21 protein-coding genes are annotated in these 25,952 nt (G+C 66.6%); 14 read left to right on the top strand and 7 right to left on the bottom strand.

Features of this window, described 5'->3' with window-relative positions:
* Positions 1–25: 25 nt before the first annotated feature.
* The 4 genes from nuoL to FJ386_00520 are packed head-to-tail and all read left to right on the top strand — an operon-like array spanning position 26 to position 6,583.
* Positions 26–2,056: an NADH-quinone oxidoreductase subunit L gene (nuoL, locus tag FJ386_00535; protein MBM3875196.1), complete on the top strand. Its 2,031-nt coding sequence runs from the start codon at positions 26–28 to the stop codon at positions 2,054–2,056.
* Positions 2,053–3,597, top strand: coding sequence for an NADH-quinone oxidoreductase subunit M (locus FJ386_00530; protein MBM3875195.1), 1,545 nt, complete (start codon positions 2,053–2,055; stop codon positions 3,595–3,597). The genes nuoL and FJ386_00530 overlap by 4 nt, the downstream gene beginning before the upstream one ends.
* 5 nt (positions 3,598–3,602) lie before the next feature.
* On the top strand, positions 3,603–5,096 hold the full coding sequence (locus FJ386_00525) for an NADH-quinone oxidoreductase subunit M (GenBank protein ID MBM3875194.1): 1,494 nt from the start codon (positions 3,603–3,605) through the stop codon (positions 5,094–5,096).
* Positions 5,093–6,583, top strand: a complete 1,491-nt coding sequence (locus FJ386_00520; protein MBM3875193.1) for an NADH-quinone oxidoreductase subunit N — start codon at positions 5,093–5,095, stop codon at positions 6,581–6,583. The genes FJ386_00525 and FJ386_00520 overlap by 4 nt, the downstream gene beginning before the upstream one ends.
* 68 nt (positions 6,584–6,651) lie before the next feature.
* On the opposite strand, the gene FJ386_00515 is transcribed toward FJ386_00520, so the two are convergent.
* The 5 genes from FJ386_00515 to ppk1 all read right to left on the bottom strand — a co-directional run bounded on the left by FJ386_00515 (position 6,652) and on the right by ppk1 (position 12,743).
* Positions 6,652–7,452 carry a hypothetical protein gene (locus tag FJ386_00515; protein MBM3875192.1) on the bottom strand — a complete coding sequence of 267 codons (801 nt, stop codon included), beginning with the start codon at positions 7,450–7,452 and terminating at the stop codon, positions 6,652–6,654.
* A gap of 133 nt (positions 7,453–7,585) precedes the next feature.
* On the bottom strand, positions 7,586–7,990 hold the full coding sequence (locus FJ386_00510; protein ID MBM3875191.1) for a DUF3052 domain-containing protein: 405 nt from the start codon (positions 7,988–7,990) through the stop codon (positions 7,586–7,588).
* Between the two features lie 13 nt (positions 7,991–8,003).
* Positions 8,004–8,507 carry a 5-(carboxyamino)imidazole ribonucleotide mutase gene (gene purE, locus FJ386_00505; protein MBM3875190.1) on the bottom strand — a complete coding sequence of 168 codons (504 nt, stop codon included), beginning with the start codon at positions 8,505–8,507 and terminating at the stop codon, positions 8,004–8,006.
* 107 nt (positions 8,508–8,614) lie between these two features.
* Positions 8,615–10,486 (bottom strand): RNA polymerase sigma factor RpoD, encoded by a 1,872-nt coding sequence (gene rpoD / locus FJ386_00500; protein MBM3875189.1) that lies wholly within the window; start codon positions 10,484–10,486, stop codon positions 8,615–8,617.
* Positions 10,487–10,592: 106 nt separating this feature from the next.
* Complete coding sequence (gene ppk1, locus FJ386_00495; protein ID MBM3875188.1) at positions 10,593–12,743, bottom strand: polyphosphate kinase 1; 2,151 nt, start codon at positions 12,741–12,743, stop codon at positions 10,593–10,595.
* Between the two features lie 105 nt (positions 12,744–12,848).
* On the opposite strand from ppk1, the gene FJ386_00490 reads away from it, so the two are divergent.
* Both FJ386_00490 and FJ386_00485 read left to right on the top strand, forming a co-directional pair.
* Complete coding sequence (locus FJ386_00490) at positions 12,849–13,478, top strand: serine esterase (protein MBM3875187.1); 630 nt, start codon at positions 12,849–12,851, stop codon at positions 13,476–13,478.
* Positions 13,479–13,619: 141 nt separating this feature from the next.
* Positions 13,620–16,244: a DUF11 domain-containing protein gene (locus tag FJ386_00485; protein MBM3875186.1), complete on the top strand. Its 2,625-nt coding sequence runs from the start codon at positions 13,620–13,622 to the stop codon at positions 16,242–16,244.
* A 9-nt stretch (positions 16,245–16,253) separates the two neighbouring features.
* Here FJ386_00485 and FJ386_00480 read toward each other — a convergent pair whose 3' ends face one another.
* A complete protein-coding gene (locus FJ386_00480) occupies positions 16,254–16,847 on the bottom strand; it encodes a hypothetical protein (protein ID MBM3875185.1) in 594 nt (197 codons plus the stop codon).
* A gap of 270 nt (positions 16,848–17,117) precedes the next feature.
* Between FJ386_00480 and FJ386_00475 the strand changes: the two genes are divergently transcribed.
* From FJ386_00475 to FJ386_00460, 4 genes are read left to right on the top strand one after another with little or no spacing between them, the layout of a single operon-like run.
* Positions 17,118–17,906 carry a LysM peptidoglycan-binding domain-containing protein gene (locus FJ386_00475; protein ID MBM3875184.1) on the top strand — a complete coding sequence of 263 codons (789 nt, stop codon included), beginning with the start codon at positions 17,118–17,120 and terminating at the stop codon, positions 17,904–17,906.
* A 32-nt stretch (positions 17,907–17,938) separates the two neighbouring features.
* Positions 17,939–18,766, top strand: coding sequence for a hypothetical protein (locus FJ386_00470; GenBank protein MBM3875183.1), 828 nt, complete (start codon positions 17,939–17,941; stop codon positions 18,764–18,766).
* A gap of 28 nt (positions 18,767–18,794) precedes the next feature.
* Positions 18,795–19,550 carry an ABC transporter ATP-binding protein gene (locus FJ386_00465; protein MBM3875182.1) on the top strand — a complete coding sequence of 252 codons (756 nt, stop codon included), beginning with the start codon at positions 18,795–18,797 and terminating at the stop codon, positions 19,548–19,550.
* Entirely contained in the window at positions 19,547–21,289 is a 1,743-nt protein-coding gene (locus tag FJ386_00460) for a hypothetical protein (protein MBM3875181.1), read from the top strand. The genes FJ386_00465 and FJ386_00460 overlap by 4 nt, the downstream gene beginning before the upstream one ends.
* A gap of 5 nt (positions 21,290–21,294) precedes the next feature.
* On the opposite strand, the gene FJ386_00455 is transcribed toward FJ386_00460, so the two are convergent.
* Entirely contained in the window at positions 21,295–22,551 is a 1,257-nt protein-coding gene (locus tag FJ386_00455; protein ID MBM3875180.1) for a hypothetical protein, read from the bottom strand.
* Positions 22,552–22,690: 139 nt separating this feature from the next.
* Between FJ386_00455 and nadC the strand changes: the two genes are divergently transcribed.
* The 4 genes from nadC to FJ386_00435 all read left to right on the top strand — a co-directional run bounded on the left by nadC (position 22,691) and on the right by FJ386_00435 (position 25,938).
* The gene (gene nadC / locus FJ386_00450) at positions 22,691–23,545 is read left to right on the top strand and encodes a carboxylating nicotinate-nucleotide diphosphorylase (protein ID MBM3875179.1); all 855 of its coding nucleotides are present in this window, start codon (positions 22,691–22,693) and stop codon (positions 23,543–23,545) included.
* Between the two features lie 25 nt (positions 23,546–23,570).
* Entirely contained in the window at positions 23,571–24,704 is a 1,134-nt protein-coding gene (locus tag FJ386_00445) for a hypothetical protein (protein ID MBM3875178.1), read from the top strand.
* Positions 24,705–24,769: 65 nt separating this feature from the next.
* Positions 24,770–25,747, top strand: coding sequence for a DMT family transporter (locus tag FJ386_00440; GenBank protein MBM3875177.1), 978 nt, complete (start codon positions 24,770–24,772; stop codon positions 25,745–25,747).
* Entirely contained in the window at positions 25,744–25,938 is a 195-nt protein-coding gene (locus tag FJ386_00435; GenBank protein MBM3875176.1) for a hypothetical protein, read from the top strand. Before FJ386_00440 ends, FJ386_00435 begins: the two co-directional genes overlap by 4 nt.
* Positions 25,939–25,952: the final 14 nt, after the last annotated feature.

Below are 25,952 nucleotides of genomic sequence, written 5' to 3'. Positions count from 1 at the left end.
GTGCCTTCGTGGTTTCGAAACCAAGATGACCTGGATCCCCAACTACGTCTGGCTTATCCCGCTGCTGCCGCTCGTGGCGGCGGGATTGAGCGCGCTATGCAAGCGTCCGCAACGGACGCTCTCGGCCGCGCTCGCCATCGGCTCGATGGCCGGCTCGCTCGCGCTCTCGCTCATTGCGTTCGCGGCCACGCTCCAGCACACGGGCGAGGGCGTGTTCCGCGAAGAAAGCAACTTTGCGTGGTTTCAATTCGGCGACTCCCCGGGCGACCTCGTGCGGCTCGGCTTCGTTCTCGACCCGCTCGCGGCGGTGATGCTCGTGATGGTGAGCTTCGTCGGCCTGCTCATCTTCATCTACAGCGTCGGCTACATGGCGCGCGACGAGAACTTCACGCGCTTCTTCACGTTCCTTTCGCTGTTCGCCGCGGCGATGCTCGGCGTGGTCATCGCGAACAGCCTGCTGCTGCTGTTCATCTGCTGGGAGCTGGTGGGCCTCGCGTCGTATCTGCTCATCGGCTTCTGGTTCCACAAGCCCAGCGCGGCGGCGGCGGCGAAGAAGGCCTTCATCACCACGCGCATCGGCGACATCGGCTTCTTCCTCGGCCTCGTGTGGCTCTACAAGGAAACCGGCACGCTGCTCTTCTACGACAACGGCCTCGGGTGCATGGAACAGTCCGCGCTGGCGAAACTCGTCGGCGCAAGCCTCGCGGGTGGCATGGCCGTGAGCACCGTCATCGCGCTGCTTATCTTCTGCGGCGCCGCCGGCAAGTCCGGCCAGCTTCCGTTGCACGTCTGGCTGCCGGACGCGATGGAAGGCCCCACGCCCGTGAGCGCGCTCATCCACGCGGCGACGATGGTGGCGGCGGGCGTGTTCCTCGTGGCGCGCGTCTTTCCACTCATGAGCACCGGGCTTGCGCCAGTCGGCGGGACGACGGCGCTTCAAGTCGTCACCTGGGTCGGCGCGCTTACGGCCGTCTTCGCGTCGCTCATCGCGGTCGCGCAGACGGACATCAAGCGCATCCTCGCCTACTCCACCGTTTCCCAACTCGGCTTCATGATGATGGGCCTCGGTGTCGGCGGCGTGGCGGCCGGGATGTTCCATCTCATCACGCACGCGTTCTTCAAGGCGCTGCTCTTCCTCGGCGCCGGCTCGGTGATCCACGGCTGCCACGAGGAGCAGGACATCCGTCGCATGGGCGGCGTGAAGAAATACATGCCGGTGACGTTCGCGACCTACGCCGTCGGCATGATGGCGCTGGCGGGCGTGTTCCCGCTCGCGGGATTCTGGAGCAAGGACGAGATCCTCCACTCGGCTCACGGTTGGGTTTCGTCCGGCCCCTTCTATCTCGGCCTGTTCGGCGCGCTGCTCACGGCGTTCTACATGACGCGGCAGGTCACTTACGTGTTCTTCGGCAAGCACCACGCGCACCCGCACGGCGAACCGCACGAGTCACCCACCGTGATGACCGTGCCGCTCGTGATTCTCGCCGTGTTTGCGGCGTTGCTCGGCTTCGTCGGCACGCCGTGGTGGCCGGCCTTCCAGCAATACCTCGGCGCGGGGCACGACGGCTCACCGGCCTCTGGCGCGGTGCCGCTGATGGTCGTCTCAACCCTTGTCGCGCTCGCTGGAATCACCGCAGGCTGGATGATCTACGGCCGCAAGCCCGCCGCGTCCGCGGATGACCCCGACCCGCTCGAAACGAAGCAGCCCGCCCTGTTCGCGCTGCTTCGCGACAAGTTCCGCGTGGATGAACTTTACGAGGCCACGGTCATCCGCTGGAACGCGCTCGCGTCGGCGGCGAGTGATGTGTTCGACCGCTTCGTGTGGGGCGGCGTGGTGATGTTTGTTTCGCTGCTCACGCTTGGCGTGTCGTGGATCGGGCGGTTCTTCGACGAATACGTGATCAACTTCGGCTTCGACGAAGGCTGCCGCGGCGTGCGCGCCGGCTCGGATGCCGCGTCGCGCACGCAGGACGGCAAGGTGCAGAACTACCTTCGCGTGCTCGGACTCGCGCTCGCCGCACTCGTGCTGCTCGTGACTTGGGGGTTGGGGAAATGAAGAGCCTTCCCATCCTCACCCTTCTCACGCTCCTGCCCTTGCTCGGCGGCGCGGTGCTGCTCGGGCTTGAACGCCCGCAACAGCGGCTCGCCCGCGGCCTCGCGATCACCGTCTCGCTGCTCACGCTCGCGCTCACGCTCGCGCTGTGGTTCGCCTTCGACAACGCCGCGGCGGGACTGCAGTTCATCGAGAAGCACACGTGGATTCCCACGCTCGGCATCGAATACAAGCTCGGCATGGACGGTTTGAGCCTGCTCATGGTCGCGCTCACCGCGCTCGTCACGCCGATGGCCATCCTCGCATCGCGTGGCATCCAGGAGCGCGTGCCGCTGTTCTTCGCGCTCGTGCTGCTCCTTGAGGCGGGCCTGATGGGCACGTTCACGGCGATGAACTTCTTCCACTGGTTCCTGTTCTACGAACTGGCGCTGGTGCCGGCGTTTTTCCTCGTGAAGCTCTGGGGCGGACCGCAACGAGGCGCGGCGGCGACGCAGTTCTTCATCTACACGATGGTCGGCAGCGTGGCGCTGCTGCTGGCGTTCCTGGCGCTGTTCCAGGCCGCGCGCACGTTCGACTTCCTCGAACTCGCCGCGCTCGCGCGCACGGGCAAGCTCGTCCCCCTCCTCGGCGAGACGCTCGCGTGGGGCGGGCTGACCGGGCAACAGCTCGCACTGCTGCTCTTCGTCGGCGCGCTGCTCGGCTTCGCGGTGAAGGTGCCGTTGATGCCATTCCACACGTGGCTGCCTGCGGCGTATGCCGAGGCGCCGTCGAGCGTCACGATGCTGCTCACGGGCGTGATGTCGAAGATGGGCGTGTATGGCCTGCTGCGCATCCTGCTGCCGATTTTTCCCGAGCCAATGCGCTCCGTGCTGACGCCGCTGCTGTGGCTCGCCGTCGCGACCATCGTGTTCAGCGCGTTCGCGGCGTTCGCGCAGCGCGACCTCAAGCGCGTGCTTGCCTACTCGTCCATCAACCACCTCGGCTACTGCCTGCTCGGGTGCTTCGTGGTGGTGAAGTCCGGCGGCGCGGCGGTCGAACAAGCCGCGGCGCTCAGCGGCGTGCTGCTGCAAATGTTCAGCCACGGGCTTGCCGCGGCGGCGCTGTTCTGCTTCGTGGCGTTCCTCGAGGAACGCAGCGGCGGCCTGCGCGGGCTGGACGACTTCGGCGGGTTGCGCCAGGTGGTGCCGGTCTTTTGCGGGCTGATGGGCATCTCGCTCTTCGCGTCGCTCGGATTGCCGGGCTTGAGCGGATTTGTCGGCGAGTTCCTCATTTTCAAAGGTGCGTTTGCGCTGTCGGGCTGGTCGGCCGCGGTCTCGATGGTCGGGCTGCTCGTCACCGCCATCTTCTTGCTGACGGTGTTGCAGCGCGTCTTCAATGGCCCGCTCAATGAGCGCTGGAAATCGCTTCCCGACCTCACGGCCGCGGAACGCCTGGTGGTCGTGCCCGCCGTGCTGCTGATGTTCGCGCTCGGTGTTTACCCGCAATTCATCACCGCGCTGACGAGCGCGACCGTGACGCGACTGGTGGAGCACTTGAAGTTCTAGCGCCGATGATTCTCGCCTGGACCATCTACCTCTCCTTCCTCGGCGTGCTGGTGCTGATGCTCCTGCCGGCGGGTGACGCGCGCGCGGCGCGGGCGGTCGCGCTCATGTCGGCGATTGGCGGGCTCTTGTGCGCGCTCGCGGGAGTGGTCGGCGCGCCGGAGGGCATCGTCACCATCACGAAGGTCCCGTGGGTGAGGTCGCTCGGCATCGGGTATCACCTCGCCGCCGATGGCATCAGCCTCGTGCTCGTGCTGCTCACGGGCCTCGCGGCGGTGTCGGGCATCCTCTTCTCATGGAACGTTGAGCATCGCGCGAAGGAGTTCTTCGCGTTCTTCCTCGCGCTGATTGGCGGCGTGTATGGCGTGTTCCTGAGCTTCGACCTGTTCACGCTGTTTGTGTTCTACGAGCTGGCGATCATCCCGAAATACTTCCTCATCGCCGTGTGGGGCTCGACGCGCAAGGAATACGGCGCGATGAAGCTCGCGCTCTACTCGTTCGTGGGCAGCGCGATGGTGCTCGTCGGGCTCGTCGCGGCGTTCATCGTGTCCGGCGCGAAGACGTTTGACCTGGTCGAGATGGCGAAGTTTCCGTTCCCCGAGTCATTCCAAGTGTGGGCGTTCCCGCTTGTGTTCGTGGGGTTCGCCATTCTCGCGGGCCTGTGGCCATTTCACACGTGGGCGCCCACGGGCCACGTGGCCGCGCCGACCGCCGCCTCGATGCTGCTGGCGGGCGTGGTGATGAAGCTTGGCGCCTACGGCTGCCTGCGCGTGGCGATGACGCTTTTCCCGCTCGGCCTGAAGGCGTGGCAGCACGAACTCGCGCTGCTCGCCGTCATCGGCATCGTGGGCGGGGCGATGGTCGCGCTCACACAGAAGGATTTCAAATTCGTCATCGGCTACTCGAGCGTGAGCCACATGGGCTTCGTGCTGCTCGGGTTGGTGACGCTCAACACCATCGGCCTGTCGGGCGCGGTGCTGCAGATGTTCTCGCACGGCATCATCGCGGGGCTGCTGTTCGGCGTCGTGGGCCGGATGGTCTATGACCGCACGCACACGCGCGAACTGACCGTGCTCGAAGGCATGGGCCTGCTCAAGGCGCTGCCATTTGCCGCGGTCACGTTCGCCGTCGCCGCGGTGGCGAGCATGGGCCTGCCGGGATTCAGCGGATTCATCGCCGAACTGCAAGTGCTCATCGGCGCGTGGCAGTCGCTGCCGGGCTTCGCGGTTGCATCGGGCGTGGGCATCGTGATCGGTGTCGCCTACACGCTGCGCGCCTTGCAAAGGGCGTTCTTTTCGGATGAAGCGGGCACCACGCCCAACCAAGAGGACGGCCACAGCCACCCGTTCGAACCCATCACCATCCCCGAGCGGCTTGGAGCCGCGCTGCTGCTGGGCACGACCGTGCTCATCGGCCTGCACCCCCGGCTGCTGCTCGACTTGATCGTGCCGAGCTTCGCCTCGCCGCTCTTCGACGCGTTGCGGAAGGGAGGCCTGCAATGAGTGCGGACTACCTCGCCCTGCTCAAGCTCGCCGCGCCCGAGACGCTCGTGGTGCTCGCCGCGCTGGCCGTGCTGGCGATCGACCTCACCGTCATGCGCGGAGAACCGGTCCGCAACCGAATGCTCGTCGCCGGCCTCTTCGCGTTCCTCGGCTTCTTCGCGGCGGGGTTCTTCATGGCCGAGTCGGGCGCGCACGGGCGCGTTGCGGAAGGCATGCTTGTGGTCGAGCCGCTCGGGCGCGTGACCAAGTTCGTGCTGCTCGCGCTCGCGGCGTTCACCCTGCTGCTGGCGGTGGACGCGGACTTCACGGATCACGCGGGCGAGTTCGTCGCGCTCGTGCTGCTCGCGACCGTGGGGATGATGTTCATGGTGAGCACGGAGAACCTGCTGATGATCTTCGTGTCGCTCGAACTCGCGAGCCTGTCGCTCTACACGCTCGCCGCCTTCAACAAACGCAACCCCCGCTCAGCCGAGGCCGCCCTCAAGTATTTCCTCTTCGGCGGCATGGCTGCGGCCTTCATGCTCTTCGGCCTCAGCCTCCTCTACGGGCTCACGGGTTCGATCGACCTCGTGCAAATCGCGCGGGCGATGCACGCGCGCGCGTTCGACCCGATGCTCGCCGTCGCGCTCGTGCTCACTCTCATGGGCTTCGGGTTCAAGATCGCCGCGGTGCCGTTCCACCTGTGGGCGCCGGACGCGTATCAAGGCGCGCCCACGCCCGCCGCCGCGCTCATCGCGGGCGGGTCGAAGGTCGCGAGCTTTCTGCTCCTGGCGAAGGTCCTGACGGCCGGCTTCGCGGGCGCGGAAGGCAGCGGCGCATGGCGCAACGCGGCCGCGGGCTGGACGCCATTGCTCTGCACCGTGGCGCTGCTCTCGATGATCCTTGGCAACCTCGCCGCCATCGCGCAGACGAGCGTCAAGCGCCTGCTCGCGTGGTCCGCCGTCGCGCACGCGGGCTACGCGCTGCTGGGCATCCTCGGCGACGGCGACCGCGGCGTCTCCGCGCTGCTCTACTACGTGGCGACCTACGGATTGACGGTGGTCGGCGCGCTCGGCGTGGTGGGCGTGATGGAGCGCGGCGGCGACGCCACCCTCGCGGACTTCGCCGGTCTGCGCCGCCGCTCGCCGATGCTCGCGGTGTGCATGATGATCTTCCTGCTTTCACTCGCGGGCATCCCGCCGCTCGCGGGGTTCTTCGGCAAGTTTTACGTGTTCGTCGCCGCGGCGGGCGCGGCGAAAAACCTCGGCTTGCTCTGGCTCGTCATCGCCGCCATCGCGATGAGCGCGGTGTCGCTCTATTACTACCTGCTCGTGCTCAAGCAGGCGTTCGTCGAGGAAGCCCCGGAAGACGCGCCGCCGATCGCCGTCCCGCCCGCCTCAACGATCGCATTGGGCCTGATCGCAGCCGGCGTGGTGCTGCTCGGCTGCGCGCCGGACCTGCTGCTCGATCCGATCGCCGCTGCGCTCGCCGGCGCCACACATCATTGATTGAAAGGCGGATTGCGCGGCCGGTTGGGCGCGCGGTGCGTGCTCGCCGCTGATCCAGACCCCGCTCTTCACACAGCGGGCAGCGCGGGCGGGACGCGAGGTGGCCCCTCGGGCGGGACCGGTTTCAGCGGATTGGACGGAGCGCCCGGTGCAGGCTTCGCGCTGAAACAGCGCACGATGAAACACATCAGCGCGAGGAATCCCTCAATTCCCGCAATCCAAAGGAAACCCGTGAAAATCTCCCACTGCGTGAAGCCGCGCGTCCATTTCACCAACTCGCCCGTGAGCATCGGCATCAGCGCATTCACCAAGTCGGGCACGGTGAAGGTGTCGCCCTTGACGTGGCGGTCGAGGATTCCGCGCGCACCAGCAAGGAGCTCTTGGCGAATCTTTTCGATCTGCGGGCGATACGTCTCGATGTAAGGCCGCCACTTTTCGGCCTCGGGGAGGTTGGGCGGGACGAGTTCCAGTTTCCCGGCTTGGTCGAGCAGTTCGTGAAGTTTCTTTACCTCGACGCCCGCGGCGTTGGTCAGCCCGGCAGCGCGCAATCCCTCTTCGATGCCCGCGTGCAGCAGTCTCGGCCCGGCAGTGGTCACCGCGGACACCGCGGCACGCACGATGCCGAGCTTGAAGCCGGTCCAGCCGCCAATGACCGCGCACAGCAGCGCGCCGAGGATGGCGACGGACCAGAGCACTTTGCGCGGCTCATCGACGCGCTTGAGGCGGAACCAGCCAAGCTTGTGCCCGGCCCAGTGGCAGAGCACGGCTGCGAGCACGGCGACGACGAGCCCGCCAAGCGTCCACAACAGCGCGCCGCCCAGGAGCTGGCCGTAGTTGAGGCCGAGGTCGAATCGGGTCTCGGCGTTCATCGGGTCGTTGGGCGGATGCTATCAGGACGGCGCGGTGCGGCGCCACCGAACTTTGGTGGACTGTCGTGACAGCCGGTTGCCCGGGTGCTACTGTCCGCCGGGGCTGGTGGGTGAAGGCGCGAGCCCGGGCGCGTTAGCGGTCCTTGACGCGGCGGACACACTGGAGGCCGGACCAGACGTTTGTGATGGCACAGACTTTCACGTCCACCAGGCCGGCCATCAGCCCCGTTTCGCGGACGAGCGACTCGGTGATGTCTGTGACGACGCCGGAACTTTTCTTGGGCCATCCGATCCACAACATGCCCGCGGGCTTCAGTGGCGCCGCGAGCTTGCCGAAGGGTTCTTCGAGCGCCACCCGCGACGGCGCAAAGAACAGGACCACATCAACCGGCGCGCGTCCGTCCCTTGCCCGCACAATGTCAGCGGGAACCGGGCCGAGTCCCGCGGGCAGGTCGTCGGGGGCGTTGACAAGCCGGATTCGGAAGTCTTCCTTGAGGCCAAGTTTCTGAACCAGCGGCGTGCCGGAGTAGCCGGGCATGATCGGCGCGGGTTCAGCCGCGCTTCACCGTGGCGTTCGCGAGCACGGTGGCGGTCTGCCTGGCGCGGAAGGCTGCGTAGGCGCGCCGAAACTTTGCGCGCTTGTTGCCAAGGATCGCCGTGGCGAGCAACGCGGCATTGATCGCGCCGGCCTTGCCGATCGCAAGCGTGCCGACGGGCACGCCCCCGGGCATCTGCGCGATGGAGAGAAGCGAGTCGAGGCCTTTGAGCGCCTTGGACTCGACGGGCACGCCCAGCACGGGCAGGGACGACTTCGACGCCGTCATGCCGGGCAGATGCGCCGCGCCACCTGCGCCGGCGATAATGACTTCCAGCCCGCGCGCTGCGGCCCGGGTGGCGTAGCTGAACATCGCATCCGGCGTGCGGTGCGCGGAGACGACCCGCGCCTCGTAGGGCACACCAAACGCGTCGAGTTGAGCGGCGGCGTGCTGCATCGTGTCCCAGTCGGACTGGCTGCCCATGATGATGCCGACGAGCGGCTTTGGCTTGGTGGCCATGGGGAGGGAGTCTTGCACGAGGCCGGGAACGGGTCGAGCGAGTTCAGGCGGCCCGGCGGGCCGGATGAGACGAATGGGTGTGCGGAGCCGGAAGCCTGATCCCGGATTCACAGGGGCGCGGGGCGCAGCGCCATTTCTTCTGTGTCAATGAAGCCCTGCAGTTCGCGAAGGCGGGTCGGGTGCCGCATCTTGCGGAGTGCCTTGGCCTCGATCTGGCGGATGCGCTCGCGCGTGACTTTGAATTGCTTGCCGACCTCTTCGAGCGTGCGGCTGTAGCCATCGCCGAGGCCGAAGCGCAACTCAAGCACCTTGCGCTCGCGCTCGGTGAGCGTGCCGAGCACGTCGCCGAGTTTGTCCTTGAGCAGGCTGTAGCTGGTCATCTCAGAGGGGTTTTCAGCCGACTTGTCCTCGATAAAGTCGCCGAAGTTGGTGTCCTCGCTGTCGCCGACGGGGCTTTGCAACGAGATGGGCTGCTGCGCCATCTTGAGGACGGCGCGGACGCGATCCACGGGCATCTGCATCTCGTCGGCGATCTCCTCCGGTGTGGCCTCGCGGCCGAAGTCTTGCACGAGCTGCTTCTGCACGCGCATGAGCTTGTTGATCGTCTCGATCATGTGGACCGGGATGCGGATGGTGCGCGCCTGGTCGGCGATGGAACGCGTGATGGCCTGGCGGATCCACCACGTGGCGTAGGTGGAAAACTTGTAGCCGCGCCGATACTCAAACTTCTCGACCGCCTTCATCAGGCCCATGTTGCCCTCCTGGATGAGGTCGAGGAACGACAGGCCGCGGTTGGTGTATTTCTTGGCGATGGAGATGACCAGGCGCAGGTTGGCCTCGACCATCTCGGTCTTGGCCTGGTGGGCCTTCTTGGCGAAGTGCTGGAGTTGCTGGTATTGCTCGAGGTAGCGCTCGTAAGTCATGCGCACGAACGCCTCCAGGGCGCCGATTTTCTTGCGCTCCGAGTCGATGATGCCCTGCGTGTGCGCACTCTTCCGGTGGTGCTCCATGTCGTGGATGGTGCGCAGGCTGGCTTGGACCTTGTCGTGGATGTTGTCCGCGACGAGCGCCATCTCCTCGATGACCTTCTGCTTGTAGAAGAACTTTGGGAACGAACGCTGCAGCTTCTCGTCCGCCTTGTGCAAGGCCGTGTGGGCCTTGTCTTTCTTGGCCTTGTTCGGAGCGGCATGCCAGCCGGCGTAGAGCTCGTCGATGTGCGTGTCGGTGACACGGACTTCCTTGACGAGTTTGCGCAGCGCCTTGAGGTGGTCGTCACGTCCCTCGATTTTCTTGTCCACAATCACGCGGTCGAAGCGCTCCTTGGGCGGCTCGGAGATGAGCTTCTCGGCGAGGGCGATGTGTTCCTTGCCTGAAAAACCAAAGCCGTAGATGATGCGCTTGACCTCGTTCTCGGCGTCCTCGATGCGCTTGGAGATCTCGACCTCCTGCTCGCGCGTGAGGAGCTGCACCTGCCCCATTTGCTTGAGATACATCCGCACCGGGTCGTCGAGGATGTCGAGGCGGGTCTTGTCCTCGGGTTCCTCCTCGGGTTCGGGCTGCTTGACCCGGTCCACCTCGGCCTGATCGACAATCTCGATGTCGAGGTTGCGAAGGCGGATGAAGACTTCCTCCAGATCTTCGGGCGTGATGAGGGTGTCGGGAAGCGCGTCGTTGAGATCGTTGTAGGTGAGATATCCCTGCTCTTGTGCGAGGCGAACGAGTTCCTTGACCTTCTCCGTGAGGTCGAGGCCGGACTGCGTCTTGATGGTCTCGACGACGGCAAGCGACGCGGCGCCATTGGTGACGGCGGCACTGGCAGCGGCGCGTTTGGCCGGCCCGGCCTTTGCGCCGGGCGCTGCGGGCGCCACGGCGTGACCATTGGGCGCGGCTTGCTTGGTGCTCCGACGGGGTTCCTTTGCGGGCCTGGCGGGCTTGCGGCGGGAGGACTTCGACGTGGGCGAGCGCTTGGGCTTGGACATAGCATTCGTTCTGAAACGCCGGCTTCCCGGCAAAAAGAGCCGCGAAATATGGTGGGATCACCACGAGGAGTCAAGGCGTGATATTCCCTTCGCGGCGGCACCCGATTCAGCCCGCCCGGGGCCCGGGGCGCGGGCGCGGGCGAAGCCGGGCCGGGGCCCCACGCGGGGAACCGGATGGCTTGGAAGCTTCCGCGACCGCTATCTGGATAAACGCCGCCTGGCTGCGCCGGGCCGCTGTGCCGCGCTTCAGCGCCGGCTTCCGCCATGAGCCGTCGGGTTGCAGCAAGCGCGCCTTCACGTTGTCCGCAAGCGCGGTATCGAGCAGGACGCTCTTCACCCGCTCGCGCAGGTTGCCATCCTCGACCGGGAACATCACTTCGATGCGGCGGTTCAGGTTGCGCGGCATCCAGTCCGCGCTGGCGATGAACGCCTCGGGCTGGCAGGCGTTCTCAAACCAGAACACACGGCTGTGCTCAAGGAACCGGTCCACGATGCTGCGCACGGTGATGTTGTCACTCACGCCCTTCACGCCCGGGCGCAGGCAGCAGGTGCCGCGGACAATCAAGTCCATCTTCACGCCCGTCTGCGACGCGCGATACAACTCGCGGATGATCTCAGGATCCACGAGCGCGTTCATCTTGGCGATGATGCGGGCGGGCAGGCCCCGGGCGGCGTGCTGCGCCTCGCGCCGAATCAGCCCGGCCAACCGGTCGCGCAGGTTGAACGGCGCGACGATGAACTTGCGCATCCCCTGGAACTGGCAGACGCCCGTGAGCAGGTTGAACAGGTTGGTCGCGTCCTCGCCGAAGTCCGGCCGGCACGTCAGCAGCCCGAGATCCGTGTAGAAGCGCGCCGTCGTCGGGTTGTAATTGCCGGTGCCGAGATGGACATAGCGGCGGATGGCGTCGTCGTCACGGCGCACCACGAGCGTCATCTTCGCGTGGATCTTGCAGCCGACGAGTCCATAGACGACGTGGACGCCGGCTTCCTCAAGCCGGCAGCTCCACGCGATGTTGTTGGCCTCGTCGAAGCGCGCCTTCAACTCGACGACGGCCGTGACCTGCTTGCCGTTATGGACCGCCTCCTTGAGCGCGCCGATGATGCGTGGGTCACCGCCGGTGCGGTAAAGCGTCTGCTTGATCGCGAGCACGCGCGGATCCGCCGCGGCCTGCTCGAGGAACGTCACCACGCTGTCGAAGTTGTCGTAGGGATGATGCAGCAGCACATCGCGCTCGCGCACGGCGGCGAACATTGAGCCGGGCTCGCGCAGCGCGGGCGTGACCGGCGCAACGAACGGCGGGTCCCGCAGCTCCGGCGAGTGATCGCCCTCGCACACCGCAACGAGCCGCGTCGGATTTACCGGCCCGTCAATCACGTGCAGGTCGTCCTCGGCGAGGCGCAGGTATTCGAGCAGCTTCGCGCGAATGTCCGGCGGACAATCGAGCTCGACTTCGAGGCGGACGGCTTCGCCCTTCCGGCGGTTGTGCAGCTCGGTTTCGACGGCCTTGAGCAGGTTCGGCGAATCGCCCTCGTCAATGTAGAGCTCGCTGTTGCGCGTGACGCGGAACTGCCAGTGCCCAAGCACGCGTGTGCCGGGGAAGAGGTCGGGCAGATTGCGACCGATGATGTGGCTGAGGAAGACAAAGTTCATGCGCCCGCCCGGATGGGGGAGCTTCACCAGTCGAGGCAGCGATCGCGGCACCTGCACCACGGCGAGGCGTGTCTCGCGCCTGTCGGGCAGCTCGATCTCGACGCGAACGATCAGGTTGAGCGACTTGTTGAGGAGTTGCGGGAACGGATGCGCCGGGTCAATGCCCAGCGGCGTGAGCACGGGCCGCACCTGCGTGCGGTAATGCTCCTCGATCCACCCGAGGTCGGCCTTGCCGAGTTCCTCGAAGGTGAGGAAACGGATGCCCTTTTCCGCAAGCGCGGGGCGCAGTTCATCGCGCCAGCAGTTGAACTGGCGCGCGACCATCCGGCGCACGCGGCGGTTCACGGCACGGAACGTCTCGCTCGCGGTCAAACCGTCCACGCTGCGCCCGACGGCCTCGCTCTCGATCTGCTGCTTGAGCCCGGCGACGCGCACCTCGAAAAACTCGTCGAGGTTCGAGCTGGCGATGCAGAAGAACTTCACGCGCTCGAGCAGCGGCACCGTGTCATCGAGCGCCTCGTCGAGGACGCGCTGGTTGAATTCGAGCCAGCTCAACTCGCGGTTGAGGAAGTGCGCGGGCGGGAATTCGGCGGCGTTGTCAGCCATGGCAACACGGGAAGATACGAGCGGACCAGGGCGGTGGCCAGTGACAAACCGTTGGCAGTGGAAATCGCCGTTTCACCGCATCAACATCGCGGATAACATCCGCGCGTGCTGACGACCGAGTTGATCCCCGCGCGCGACGGGAATTCACGCCGGCTCATGGTGGTGCTGCACGGGCTCGGCGACAGCATGGAGGGCTATCGCTGGCTGCCGCACGAGCTGAACCTCCCATGGCTGAACTACCTGCTCGTGAACGCGCCGGACGACTACTTCGGCGGGTTCGCGTGGTATGAATTCCCCGGCGACGCGAGCGCGGGCATCGAGCGCAGCACGGCGATGCTGTTCGAGTTGCTCGACGCCCGGCGCGCGCGCGGTTTTCCGACGGAGCACACGATGCTCTTCGGCTTCTCGCAAGGCAGCTTGATGACGGTCGAGGTCGGGCTTCGTTATCCGCACCGCTTCGCCGGGCTCGTTGGCATCAGCGGCTACGTGCACGAACCCGCGGCGCTGCTGGCGGAAATGTCCGCGGTCGCGCGCGACCAGCGGCTGCTCATCACGCACGGGCTTTCGGACCCGCTCATCCCGTTCGCGCTCGTCCGCGAGCAGGTGAACGAGTTGAAGGCCGAGGGCTTGCACATCGAATGGCATCAGTTCCCGAAGGCGCACACGATCATGGGCGAGACGGAACTCGCGGTGATCAGGGAGTTTGTGGTGAAGCAGCTTGAGCCGGGGAAGTGAGTGCGTTCGTGGCGCGGGGTGCGTGAAGATGCCTGATCGCGACGTCGGCGCTTCACGCACCACGCCTCCCCATCCCCAAGCCGGTCAAAAGTGGGGTTTTCCCGTATTGGCGCGCGCGGGAATGTCTGTTTCAGTGCTGCCGTGAGAATGGCCCGCCGGCCGAACCTCAGCTTCCACTGGCTCTCCGTCCTGCTCGCCTGCGCGGGCGGTGTCGCGATGGGCCAGACTCCGTCGGTTTCAAGCTTCACGCCCGCGCTCGGCGCGCCCGGCACGCAGGTCGCCATCACCGGCGCCAACTTCGGCAACGCCACGCGCGTGCAGTTCGGCACCGGGCTCGCGGACTTCCTCGTTGCCAACGCGAACCAAATCGTCGCGACCGTCCCCAACGGGGCCACGCTCGGCAAAATCACCGTGATCTCAAGCTCCGGCGGATTGCCGGGCGCCGCCGACTTCCTCCCGCCGCCGGCCATCACCAACATCACGCCGTTGCGCGGCGTCGTGGGCGCGACCATCGTGATCGACGGCGCGAACTTCGTGAACGGCGCGACTGCGGTCACATTCAACGGCGTCGCGGCCACAAGCGGCGCCGTCACCGCGCCGACGCAAATCTCCGTGCAAGTTCCCGCGGGTGCGACCACCGGGCCCATCGTCATCGTCAACGCCGCCGGCAGCGCGACCCATGCGGCCCACTTCGTCGTGAGCGCCGAGCCGCTCATCACGGACATCACGCCCCTCATCGGCCCCGCGGGCACCGAGGTGCTGATGAACGGCGCGAACTTCATCGCCGGCGCCACGGCCATCCGGTTCAACGGCGTCGCATCCGGCTCCGTCACCGTCACCGCGCCGACGCAACTCCGCGCCATCGTGCCCGCGGGCGCGACCAATGGCCCCGTCAGCGTCACGACCTCAAGCGGCTCGACCACGAACGCAACCGTGTTCCTCACTGGCACACAGCCGCTCATCACCAACGTCTTCAACTCCGCGACCGGCACGCCCGTCGGCTCACCCGGCGCGACCGTGACCCTCGATGGCTTCAATTTTCTCGGCACGACCTCCGTGAGATTCAACGGCGTCGCCGCGAGCGCGATCACTTCCGTCACCGCGAATCGCGTCCAAGCCGTCGTGCCTGCGACGGCCACGACAGGCCCCATCACCGTCACCACCGCGGGCGGCACGGGTGCTACCGCGACGAACTTCATCACCGGCACCGCGCCGTTCGCAACAGACTTCACGCCTGCCATCGGCGCGCCAGACACGATCGTGACGATCAACGGCATCAACTTCACCGGCACGAGCGCCGTGCGGTTCAACGGCGTCGCCGCATCGTTCAGCGCGACGGCTGCGACGCAGATCCAGGCCACCGTGCCCGTGGGCGCGACCACCGGCCCAATCTCGATCACCACTTCCGCGGGGACACACACGAACCCGGCGAACTTCACCGTCACCGGCACCGGGCCCTTCATCACGGGCTACTCCACCACCAACGGTCCGCGCGGCTCGACGGTGCTGCTCACGGGCGCGAACTTCACCGGCGCCACGGCGGTGCGATTCGGCGGCGTGGCCTCGACGAACTTCTTCTCATCCGCCGCGTCGCAGATCAGCGCAGACGTCCCGCCCGGCGCGCTGACGGGACCGATCAGCGTGACGACGCCGCTCGGCTCGCACACGAACCCGGCGACGTTCTTTGTCCCGCCGCAACTCGCGGCCGTCGCGCCATTCGGCACGAATGTCGGCGGCACGATCGTGCTCACGGGCGCGAACTTCACCGGCGCGACCGCGGTCGAGATCAATGGCGCCGCCGCGCCCTTCACGGTGAACTCGAATTCGCAGATCACGCTCACGGTGCCGACGAATGCCACGACGGGCCAGCTCCGGCTCGTCACGCCCGCGGGTGTTTTCCTGACGCCGGGAACCGTGGCGGTGACCCCGCGCGTGGACAGCTTCACACCCACGCTCGGGCCCGCGACCACGAGCGTGAGCATTCTCGGCCGCACGTTCACGGGCGCGACCGCGGTGCGGTTCAACGGAGTGAATGCGTCGTTCACCGTGCATTCCGCGACGAACATCACGGCCACGGTGCCCGCGGGTTCGTCGTCCGGACCGATTACCGTCGTCACGCCGTCGGGCTCGAGCGCGAACGCGACGACCTTCACCGTCACGACCACGGCCGACCTCGTGCTCTCCTACACCAATGCGCTGTCCATCGTGCAGCTCGGGCAGAACATCCAGTTCAACATCACCGTGAGCAACGCGGGTCCGTCCATCGCCACGGGCGTGGTGTTCACCGACACGCTGCCGGCGGGCGTCGGCTTCGTGTCCGCGTTCACGTCGCAAGGCTCGCACTCGTTCGCGAACAGCGTGTTCACCGCGAACCTCGGCGTGATCACAAACGGCTCGGCCGCCACGATCACGCTGCTGGTGCTGCCCGCCACCGACGGCTTCGTGAACAACCAGATGAACCTCACGCTCGCGGAGTCCGACCCGAACACGTTCAACAACTTCAACACCGTGCTCATCCCGGTCATCACCGTGGCGCAGCGGACGCTCTCGATTCAGTTGTTCAGCGCGCAGCAGGCACAGGTGTCGTGGCCGTTTTCGGTCGTGAATTTCGCGCTCGAAGCCGCGGCCGCGCTGGCCTCCTCGAATGTCGTGTGGGTGGACGTCTCCGCTGGCGTGACGCAGGTGACGAACGGTTCCGTGATCACGCGCCGGTTCAATGACGACGCGACGCAGCCGCAGCGGTTCTACCGGCTGCGCTCGCCGTAGCGGCGGCGCCTACTCTTCATTGCTGAACACCCGCTGGAGCGCATTCCGGCCGTGGCGGTTCGCGAAGGACTGGAAGGCCTCGCCCGGAGCGCGGTGACGCAGGTAGCCCGCGAGCATCGGTTCGAGCGTCGGCTTGAGGCTCTCGAACGACACGCCCGTGAACACTTGCCGGCCCACGGCCTGATTCTTCCCGAAACCGACGACGAAGACGTGGTAGCCCTCCACGGACTCGCCCGCCACCTTCACCGTCGCACCCGGCAGGCCGGTGTCGCCCATGTAATGCTGCGCGCAGGAGTTCGGGCAGCCGGTCCGGCGGACGGTGATGGGCTGGTCGAGCGGGAACTTCTTGTCGAGGGAATCCATCAGCTCCAGCGCGTGGCCCTTCGTGTCCGAGCCGGCGGACTTGCAACAACTGTTGCCCGTGCAGGCCACGAAGCCGCTGCGCAGGTTCGACGGCTGCCAGCCGAGGCCCATCTTCGCCAGCGCCTCTTTCAATGGCTCGACGAAGCCGTCCGGCACGGTCGGGATGATCAGGTTCTGCCAGACCGTGAGCCGCACCGCGCCGGAACCGTAACTGTCCGCGAGTTCCGCCAGCCGCAGCATCTGCTTTGTCGTGAACTGCCCGCCGGGAATCCGCCGCCGCGCCCGGCAGGCTTCCTTGTTCGGCGTGAGATGGAAAAGGCCGCTCCACTTGAAACGAAACAGATTCTCCTTGTCCGGCGCCGGGTTCGTCGCGGCGTGCCCGGGCAGCACGGGATAGGCGTCGAGCGGATGCAACTCCGTTTGCCGGATGTGATGAGTCAGGCGCCGGATTTTTTCGCAAGGTGTCAACGAGGGATTGCACGCCGCGAATCGTTCGACTAACTTCGCGTCATGAGATTTTGGAAGGCGGCGGGTCACCTGATGATGGCAGCGGCTGTCATGGCAGGCGCGGCGTGTTCGCCAACCCGGGAGGCGGGCGCGAATGAGATCAAGGACCCGCACTTCCTGCGCGGTCAGGAACTGGCGCGCCAGCTCGATCCCAAAGGCGCCATTGAGTCGTTTGAACGCGCACTCGAGACGAACCCGCGCTCGGCCTCCGCGCACTTCGAGCTGGGCATTCTGTATCGCGACGAGAAAAAGGGCGGCGACGCCGCGGCCGCGATTTACCACTTCGAGCGGTTCCTGCGGCTCCGGCCCAACTCCCCGCACGCGGACATCGTCAAGCAGCACATCCGCGACGGCAAAGTGGAACTCGCCCGCTCCGAGAATCTCGTCCACGCGACACCCGCGCAGCAGCAGCACTTCGACCGCTACAAGGCCGAGATCGAACGGCTCGCGGCCGAGAATGCGCAGCTTCGATCGCGTCTCGAGCAATCCGGACAGCCCACGCCGCCGCCGGCGTCCAAGACCGGGCCCACGCCGGTCTCGCCGACCCGCGCGGACACCGTGGCCGCCGCGTCGCCCCCACCGAAGGCCGCCGCGCCCGCCGCGGAACCGCACGAGACAAAGGGTGCTACCCACACCTCTTCTGCGCGGACGCACACGATCCGGCAGGGTGAATACCCGGCGACGATCGCGAAGCAATACAAGCTGAAGCTCGACACGTTGCTCGCAGCCAATCCTGGCATCGACCCGAAACGGCTCAAGATCGGGCAGACGCTCATCATCCCGGCGCCTTGACGCCTTGCGCGGCGCCTGCCGCGGACAAGCCCATGCCCCAGCGACTCGTTTTGACCGGCGTCACGGTGTTTTGGGTGACGATGAACGTGCTGCTGTGGCGCTCGGAATTCCGCGCCGAGGGCGAGGGCGGGTCCCCCGTTCCCCTGGCGATGGTGTGGCAGAAAATGCTGCGAGCGCCGGACGATTCGGATCTCGAGATCTTCCACAAAAAGAAGCGGCTCGGCTCGTTCCGCTGGGGCGCCAACATCCAGGAAAACATCGCGACAGGTCGCACGGCAACCGAGGAACCGGACCTGGAGGGCATGGTGAAGCAACTCACCGGTTACTCGATTGACATCACGGACGGCTTTCTCGATATCGGCCGCGGCCAGCGGGCGCTTCGCTTCAACGCAAGCACGACGTTCACAACGAACCACACGTGGCGCGACTTCTCGATCAGCATCATGCAACGCCCGAACAGCCTCGACCTGCGCGCCTCGGCGCTCTCGAACTCGCTTTCGATCTCGGTCAACTCGGGCGAGGGCAGCTTCACGCGCGCGTGGAACTTCGACCAGCTCAAGGATCCCTCGCCCGTCGTCGGCGAACTGAGTGGCGGCAGCTCGCTTCCGGTCGCCATGCTCACGAGCAGCCTGCTGGGCAGCCTTGGCTTGCAGCACATCCGGCAGGTCGGCGCGAACCTGCCGTGGGAGGCCCGCAACGACTGGATGAAGATCGGCCACTCGCGGCTGCGCGTCTTCCGCCTGCGCGCGAGGCTGTTCGACAAACACCAGATCATCGTCCACGTGAGCCGCGTCGGGGAGATTCTCAAGATCGAGCTGCCGGACGACGTGGTCATGGTCAACAAGCGCCTCGTGCTGTGAAGCAGCCGCGAGGTTGAACCGCCCCCGCATGATCGAGCTCGTCAACCTCACCAAGACATTCGGCGACCTCGTCGCCGTGAACAACGTCTCGCTGACGATCCCGCGCGGCGAGTTCTTCGCCGTGCTCGGCCCGAACGCCGCCGGCAAGACGACGACCATCAAAATGCTCACGGGCCTCATCAAGCCCACGGGCGGCGCGGCGCGCGTGGCGGGGTTCGACGTGCAGACGCAACCGCTCGAAGTCCGCCAGCGGCTCGCCTACGTGCCGGACTTTCCGTTCCTCTACGACAAACTCACGCCATGGGAGTTCATGCGCTTCACCGGCCAGCTTTTCCGAATGGAGGAGGAGCGCGTGATGCGCGACGCGAAGGAACTGATCGCGCGCTTCAACCTCGAGGACTATCTGCGCAAGCCCATCGAGGGCCTCTCGCATGGCACCAAGCAGCGCGTCGCCATCGCCAGCGCGCTGTTGCATGCGCCTGAGGTTTTCGTGATCGACGAGCCCATGGTCGGCCTCGACCCGCACCACTCGCGCGTGGTGAAGGACATCTTGAAGGAACGGTCCGGCGCCGGGATGACCGTGTTTTTCTCGACGCATCAACTGAGCGTCGCCGAGGAAATGGCTGACCGCATCGGCATCATTCATCAGGGCCGGTTTGTCGCGGTCGGGACGAAGGAAGAGTTGCGCCGGCAGAGCGGCTCCGACGGCGCGCTCGAAAACTCCTTTCTCGCGCTCACCGCGCAGGAGGCGAATCACAACGAGGAAAAGGCGGCGGTCCAATGAGCGGCCGCCCGGCAGCCGCATCGCACCGCGGCCCGCTCGCGGTGCTGCTGCGGGTCAACTTGCTTCAGATGTGGCGCCGCCTGCTCGCGGTGCGCGGGCAGTCGCCGCTGCTCACCGGGCTCATCGCCGTCTTCATCACGGGCTACATCTACCTCGCGTTCCTCCTCTTCTACAAGGGACTCAAGTTCATCGGCATCTTTCCCGGCCTCGGTGACCTGCTCATCGAGCGCCTGCTGTTCCTGCTCTTCGCGTTTCTGTTCGTGCTCCTGCTGTTCAGCAACCTTGTCATCAGCTACACCAACCTGTTCCGCAACCGCGAGACCGCGTTCCTGCTCACGATGCCCGTGAGCCCGCAGACGGTCTTCCGCTGGAAGTTCATCGAGTCCTCGCTGCTCGCGTCGTGGGCGTTCGTGTTTCTGATTGCGCCGCTCCTCGCGGCCTACGGGCTCGTGCACAAGGTCCCGTGGCACTTCTACGTCGTGACGACGGTGCTCGTCGCGGTCTTCATCGTGCTGCCCGCCGTCGGCGGCTCGTGGTGCGCGGTGAACCTCGCGCGCTTCATGGACCGGCGCACGTTCCAGCTCGCCGCCGTGGGCATCGCGCTCGGCGTGATTCTTGCCGCGAAATTCTGGCTCAAGCCCGAGCCCGTGGACGAGGAATCGCTCGAGACCCGCGTGCTCGCGGTGCTGGACCGGCTGCTGATGCGGACCAAGTTCGCGCAGTTCCCGCTGCTGCCGAGCTACTGGCTCTCGTCGAGCGTGCAACACTGGGCCGAGGGCGCGCGCGCCGCCGCGGGCTTCTTCGTGCTCGTGCTCGTGAGCCACGTGATGTTCTTCGGCCTGCTGGCGTTCACGCGCATGGGCAACCTCTTCTACGACGCGGCGAGCGCGGTGCACAGCCGGGCGAGCCTGTTCGGGCACTGGGAATGGTTCCGCAACTGGTCCGAGCGGCGGCGCGTGTTTCACTACCGGCGCGGCGCGGTCGAGGCGTTGTTCTCGCTGCTCTTCTGGGTGCGCGCTGATGTGCGGGCGATCCTCGTCAAGGACGTCCGCATGTTCTGGCGCGACACGACGCAGTGGGGCCAATCGCTGATGCTGTTCGGCCTCCTCACGGTTTACGTGATCAACCTCCGCCACTTCACCTCGCAGATCGGGAGCAGCTTCTGGATTCACGTTGTCGCCTACCTCAACCTCGGCGCGTGCTCGCTCAACCTCGCCACACTCACCACGCGGTTCGTGTTCCCGCAGTTCTCGCTCGAGGGCAAGCGCCTCTGGATCGTCGGCATGGCGCCGCTCGGCATGGTCCGCATCGTGCAGGCGAAGTTTCTCCTGGCCACGTTCGCATCGCTTGCCATCACGCTCGGGCTCATCTGGCTCTCGTGCTCCATGCTCATGATGCCGTGGGAGCGCACGCTCTATTTCGGCGCCGCGATCACGATCATGACCGTCACGCTCAACGGCCTCGCCATCGGGTTGGGCGCGCTGTATCCGAATTTCAAGGAAGACAACCCCAGCAAAATCGTGAGCGGATTCGGCGGGACGTTCTGCCTCGTGCTGAGCTTCCTCTACATCGTCGCCGCCGTGCTGCTGCTTGCGTTCAACTCGCCGTGGCTGCCGTCGGGGCGGATGCCTCCGGACCAGATGCTGCTCGGGTGGGGCGGGTTCGGAGCACTCTCGGTGCTGCTCGGCGTGCTGCCGCTCCGCCTTGGACTCCGGCGCGCGGCGTGTGTGGAAGTCTGACGGGGCTACTTGTCGAGCGCCTTCGCCACCAGCGGCTGCCAGAGAGCGTAGCCGGCCGGGGACAAATGCAGCCGGTCCTCGACGAACAATTCCGCGCGCGGCTCGCCGTCTCCGCCGAGGAAACTCGCAAACGCGTCCACGAACTGCAGCTTCGCGTTGTTGCGGCAGAAATCCTCCACGAGTTTGTTCGCCTGTTTGATTTGCTCGACCTGCTTCCACCGGGACGGCGCGGGCGTGATCGAAATGAACGTGATCCGCGTCTCCGGCTGCTTTGCGTGGACTTTCTCCACGAACGACTGGAACGCAGACAGCACGTGCTCGGGCGTGCGGCCCGCGTTGATGTCGTTGCCGCCCGCGTAGACCACGATGCGGCCGGGCCGCAGGGGCAGCACGAGGTGGTGCGCGAGGGTCGCCGAGTCCGCGAGCAGCGAGCCGCCGAAGCCGCGGTTCACCACGGGCAGCCCGGGGAAATCCTGCCGCAGCGACTTCCACCGGACGACGCTTGAGCTGCCGATGAACAGCACGGGGTCTGCGGGGGGCGGGTTGGTGCGCGCCTCCTTCGCGAAGTTCTTGAGCGCCGTGTCCCAGCGGATCAGCGACGTCCAAAGCGCGTAGCCCTTCGCGCTCAGGTGGAGGTTGTCGCCCACGTAAAGTTCCGGCCGCGGCCGGCCATCGTCGCCGAGCATGTGCGGGAAGATGTCCACGAAGTTCAGCGCGCCGTCCTCGCGCACGAATTCCTCGACGAGCCGGTTGGCCTCGCGCTGTTTCTCGCGCTGCGACCATCGCAACGGACTCGGCGGCAGCGCGATGAAATGGATCTTCGTCTCGGGCAGCGCGGCGCGGACCTTCGCGACGAACGCCTTGAAATCCGCGAGCACCTGTTCCGGCGTGCGGCCGGCGTGGATGTCGTTCCCGCCCGACTGCACGTAAATCGTCTTGGGCGCCGCGGGAATCACGATGCGGTCCGCGAAGTGAAGCGCATCGGCAAGCTGCGAGCCGCCGAAGCCGCGGTTGATGACTTTCCAGCCGCGGAAGTCCAGCGCCATCGAGGTCCACAGGCGCGTGTTTGACGCGCCCACGAACAGCACGGCGTCCTTCGGCGGCGGGTTTGTCTTGTCCGCGGCCTCAAAGGCGAGGATGTCCTTCTCAAACCGCGCCGGCGCCGGCGCGGCCGCGCGGCTTGCGGCGAGCAGCGAGCAGAGCAAGGCCGTCGCGAAGACGAGGCGAAGCGAGAGCGTGGCGACGTGGGGCATTGGCTTCATCGGCCGGACTCTTTCACAGGCCGGCCGCGGGCGCGACGGGTTTCTGCGCGCTCGTCAAGGCCGCCGCGGGCCGGCCTGAAAACTGTCCCGCGCCAAAAGGCGCGTTGCGCTTTGCGGCGCGGGATTTCATCCTCGACCCGTGAAGTCGATCCCGGCCCATGAGGTGCGCGCGCTCGTGCGCGCCGCGCTCGCGGAGGACATCGGCCCCGGCGACGCGACGACGCTCGCGACCGTTCCCGCCCGCGCCACCGCGATTGCTCACATGGTCGCCCGCGAACCGCTGGTCGTCGCGGGACTGGATTGCGCCGTGGAGTGCTTTCGCGCGCTCTCGCCGGCCGTTGAGTTGAAGCGCCATGTCTCCGACGGCGAGCGCGCGAACGCAGGCGCGCGGTTGTTGACCGTGCGCGGACGAACGCGGGCGATCCTCACCGCCGAGCGCGTCGCGTTGAATTTCGTCCAGCGGCTCAGCGGCATCGCCACGCTCACCGCGCAATTCGTCGAAGCCGTCCGCGGAACGGGCGCGGCCATTCTCGACACGCGCAAGACGACGCCCGGGCTTCGCCGGCTCGAAAAGCACGCCGTGAAGTGTGGCGGCGGGCGCAACCACCGCCTCGGCCTGCACGATCGCGTGCTCATCAAGGACAATCACCTCGCCGCGCTGAGGGACGCGAAGCCCAACGCCATCGCCGCGGCGGTTGCGCGCGCGCGCGCGAAATGGCCCGGCATGGTGATCGAGGTCGAGGCGGACACGCTCGCCCAAGTCCGGCAGGCAGTCGCAGCGAACCCCCACATTATCCTTCTCGACAACATGACGCTCGCGCAGCTCCGGGCCGCGGTGCGGTTTGTCGCCGGGCGCGCGCGCACGGAAGCCAGCGGCGGCGCAAACCTCCGGACCGTTCGCGCCATCGCACAGACCGGCGTGGATTTCATCTCCGTGGGCGCGCTCACGCACTCGGCGCGCGCCGTGGACCTTGCGCTCGATTTTGAATCCTGACCCGCCGACGACCACCGGACGACTCATGCCCTCCGAGAGCGCCACAGAACGCATCCCGTCGCTGGACCAGTTTCGCGGCTACACCGTGGCGGGGATGTTCCTCGTCAACTTTATCGGCCCGTTCCACGCCGTCCCCGCGATCCTCAAGCACCACAACACTTACTGCAGCTACGCGGACACCATCATGCCGCAGTTTCTGTTTGCCGTGGGCTTCGCGTATCGGCTGACGTTTCTCAAACGCCTCGGCACCGGCGACTCGCGCGGCGCGTATCTTCGCGCGATCAAGCGCAACCTCGGCCTCATTCTTCTCGGCTTCGTGATCTACCACCTCGACGTTGTGGCGAAGTCCTGGGCGGACTTGCAGGCGCTCGGCGTCGGCGGGTTCTTGAAGAGCGCGTTTCAACGGACGCTGTTCCAGGCGCTCGTGCACATCGGCGCCACAAGCCTCTGGGTGCTGCCGGTGATCGCGAAGGGCGCGGGCGCGCGCATCGCGTTCGCGGCCGGTTCGGCGGTGCTGTTTCATGTCTTGTCGGAATCGTTCTACTACGAGTTCGCCATGCGCCGCCCGGTGATCGACGGCGGTCCGCTGGGGTTTCTCACGTGGACGGTGCCGCTGATCGCCGGCACGCTCGCGTGCGATGCCATGAAGGCGCCGGCCGGCCCGAAGCCCATCGCGCGGCTGTTGCGCTGGGGCGCGGGCTTGATGCTGCTCGGCTACGCGATCTCCTGCCTGAATTTGCATGCGCCGCCGGCCGGGGTGAACCTCGGCCCGAAACTCGCCGCCGGCGAGACCGTGACCGGCTTGTGCGTCGAACCGCCGTTCGTGCCGCCGACGCGCCCGGTCAACATCTGGACGATGAGCCAGCGCGCGGGAAGCGTGTCGTATCTCGTGTTTGGCGCGGGTTTCTCACTCACGGTGTTCGCCGCATTTGTGTGGGCTTGCGATGTGCGCGGCTGGCGCCTCGCGGTGTTCACCACGTTCGGCACCAACGCGCTCGCGGGCTACATTTTGCACGACCTCGTGTCCGGCGCGCTCAAGCCCTTCGCCCCGCGCGACGCACCCCTGTGGTATGTGCTCGGCGCGGTTGCGTTGTTCCTGTTCCTCTGCTGGCTCTTCGTGCGCGCGCTGGAGCGGAACAAGATCTTTCTGCGGATGTGAGGACCGGCGCGGCCTTGTGATTCCGCTTCGTCCCGCCGGCGCGTTCGGCTAAACACGCCCGCGTCATGCCGCACGATCCGCTTCAACGCCGGGCCAGGCAGGTGCTCGTGTTCGTCACGGTGCTGTGGGCGGTCAGCTTCCCGACGATGCGCGCCGTCTCGCTTGCGCAGGAGGGACTGCTGCCCGGTCGGAGCACGTTTTTCTTCGCCGGGCTCTGCACGGTCTACCGGTTCGGCCTCGCGGCGATGGTGCTGGCGGTGTGGACGGCGCCGACCCTCCGCACGATGACGCGCCTTGAATGGCAGCATGGACTCGGGCTCGGCTTCTTCGCCGGCATCGGGCTGCTGCTTCAGATGGACGGGCTCGCGCACACGGACGCCAGCACGTCGGCGTTTCTCTCGCAGTGCTACTGCTTCCTCATCCCGCTGTGGGTCGCGTGGAGGGACCGGCGCATGCCCGTGTGGAACGTCATCCTCGGGTGCGCGCTCGTCACCGCGGGGGTGGCGGTGCTGGCGCGCGTGGACTTCCGGAGCTTCCGCCTCGGACGCGGCGAACTCGAAACGCTCATCGCCTCGCTGTTCTTCACGGCGCAAATCCTGTGGCTTGAACGCGCGAGGTTCGCCGCGTGCCGCATCAACCACTCGACCACGGTGCAGTTCGCGGTGATGGCGCTCGTGGGGCTGCCCGTCGCGCTCGTCACAACACAGCGTGGCGACGACTGGCTCGCCGCGTATCGCACCGCGCCGCTGCTCGGGATGCTTGTGATCCTGGTGGCGGTGTGCACGCTCGGCGCCGGCGTGCTGATGAACCACTGGCAGCGCCATGTCGGGGCGACGCTGGCGGGATTGATCTACAGTTGCGAGCCGGTGTTCGCGAGCGCGCTCGCGCGCGTCGCGCCGGCATGGCTTGGCGCATGGGCGGGGATTCCGTATCCGAACGAGACCCTCACGGCGCACCTGCTCGCCGGCGGCGGGCTGATCTTCGCGGCCAACGTGATCGCGCACTGGAAGCCGGTCGGGGGCGCGGAGGTGTCTCGACGGTGACGCTCTTGGCGGGGTTGCGCGGCTTGTCCACGTCGCAGCCGCGCCATGCCGGCGCTGTCGTAACCGCGGTATTCGAGGCGGCGCACCCCCTTGACGATGATGGGCGCCACCTGCCGTTTGCCGATGTAGCCGATGATGGCGCACATAGGATGAGGTTGCAGAACCCGAGGGATCGAAACGCGCCGGCCTGAAGCTGCTTGCGCTG

It is taken from the genome of Verrucomicrobiota bacterium (genome assembly GCA_016871675.1).
Classification (GTDB): domain Bacteria; phylum Verrucomicrobiota; class Verrucomicrobiia; order Limisphaerales; family VHCN01; genus VHCN01.
The sequence above is the reverse complement of the archived record's forward strand: the minus strand, read 5'-3'. Positions and strand labels throughout refer to the sequence as shown.

Bases quoted from the DNA above. Each gene is read 5' to 3' on its own strand.
- FJ386_00480 (MBM3875185.1), bottom strand. From the start codon at position 16,847: ATGCTGCGGCTGGCGGAACTCGCGGACAGTTACGGTTCCGGCGCGGTG.
- FJ386_00445 (MBM3875178.1), top strand. From the start codon at position 23,571: ATGCCCTCCGAGAGCGCCACAGAACGCATCCCGTCGCTGGACCAGTTT.
- nuoL (MBM3875196.1), top strand. From the start codon at position 26: ATGACCTGGATCCCCAACTACGTCTGGCTTATCCCGCTGCTGCCGCTC.
- purE (MBM3875190.1), bottom strand. From the start codon at position 8,507: ATGGCCACCAAGCCAAAGCCGCTCGTCGGCATCATCATGGGCAGCCAG.
- FJ386_00525 (MBM3875194.1), top strand. From the start codon at position 3,603: ATGATTCTCGCCTGGACCATCTACCTCTCCTTCCTCGGCGTGCTGGTG.
- FJ386_00520 (MBM3875193.1), top strand. From the start codon at position 5,093: ATGAGTGCGGACTACCTCGCCCTGCTCAAGCTCGCCGCGCCCGAGACG.
- FJ386_00455 (MBM3875180.1), bottom strand. From the start codon at position 22,551: ATGAAGCCAATGCCCCACGTCGCCACGCTCTCGCTTCGCCTCGTCTTC.
- FJ386_00460 (MBM3875181.1), top strand. From the start codon at position 19,547: ATGAGCGGCCGCCCGGCAGCCGCATCGCACCGCGGCCCGCTCGCGGTG.
- FJ386_00440 (MBM3875177.1), top strand. From the start codon at position 24,770: ATGCCGCACGATCCGCTTCAACGCCGGGCCAGGCAGGTGCTCGTGTTC.
- FJ386_00515 (MBM3875192.1), bottom strand. From the start codon at position 7,452: ATGAACGCCGAGACCCGATTCGACCTCGGCCTCAACTACGGCCAGCTC.
- FJ386_00475 (MBM3875184.1), top strand. From the start codon at position 17,118: ATGAGATTTTGGAAGGCGGCGGGTCACCTGATGATGGCAGCGGCTGTC.
- FJ386_00530 (MBM3875195.1), top strand. From the start codon at position 2,053: ATGAAGAGCCTTCCCATCCTCACCCTTCTCACGCTCCTGCCCTTGCTC.
- FJ386_00465 (MBM3875182.1), top strand. From the start codon at position 18,795: ATGATCGAGCTCGTCAACCTCACCAAGACATTCGGCGACCTCGTCGCC.
- FJ386_00510 (MBM3875191.1), bottom strand. From the start codon at position 7,990: ATGCCCGGCTACTCCGGCACGCCGCTGGTTCAGAAACTTGGCCTCAAG.
- rpoD (MBM3875189.1), bottom strand. From the start codon at position 10,486: ATGTCCAAGCCCAAGCGCTCGCCCACGTCGAAGTCCTCCCGCCGCAAG.
- ppk1 (MBM3875188.1), bottom strand. From the start codon at position 12,743: ATGGCTGACAACGCCGCCGAATTCCCGCCCGCGCACTTCCTCAACCGC.
- FJ386_00470 (MBM3875183.1), top strand. From the start codon at position 17,939: ATGCCCCAGCGACTCGTTTTGACCGGCGTCACGGTGTTTTGGGTGACG.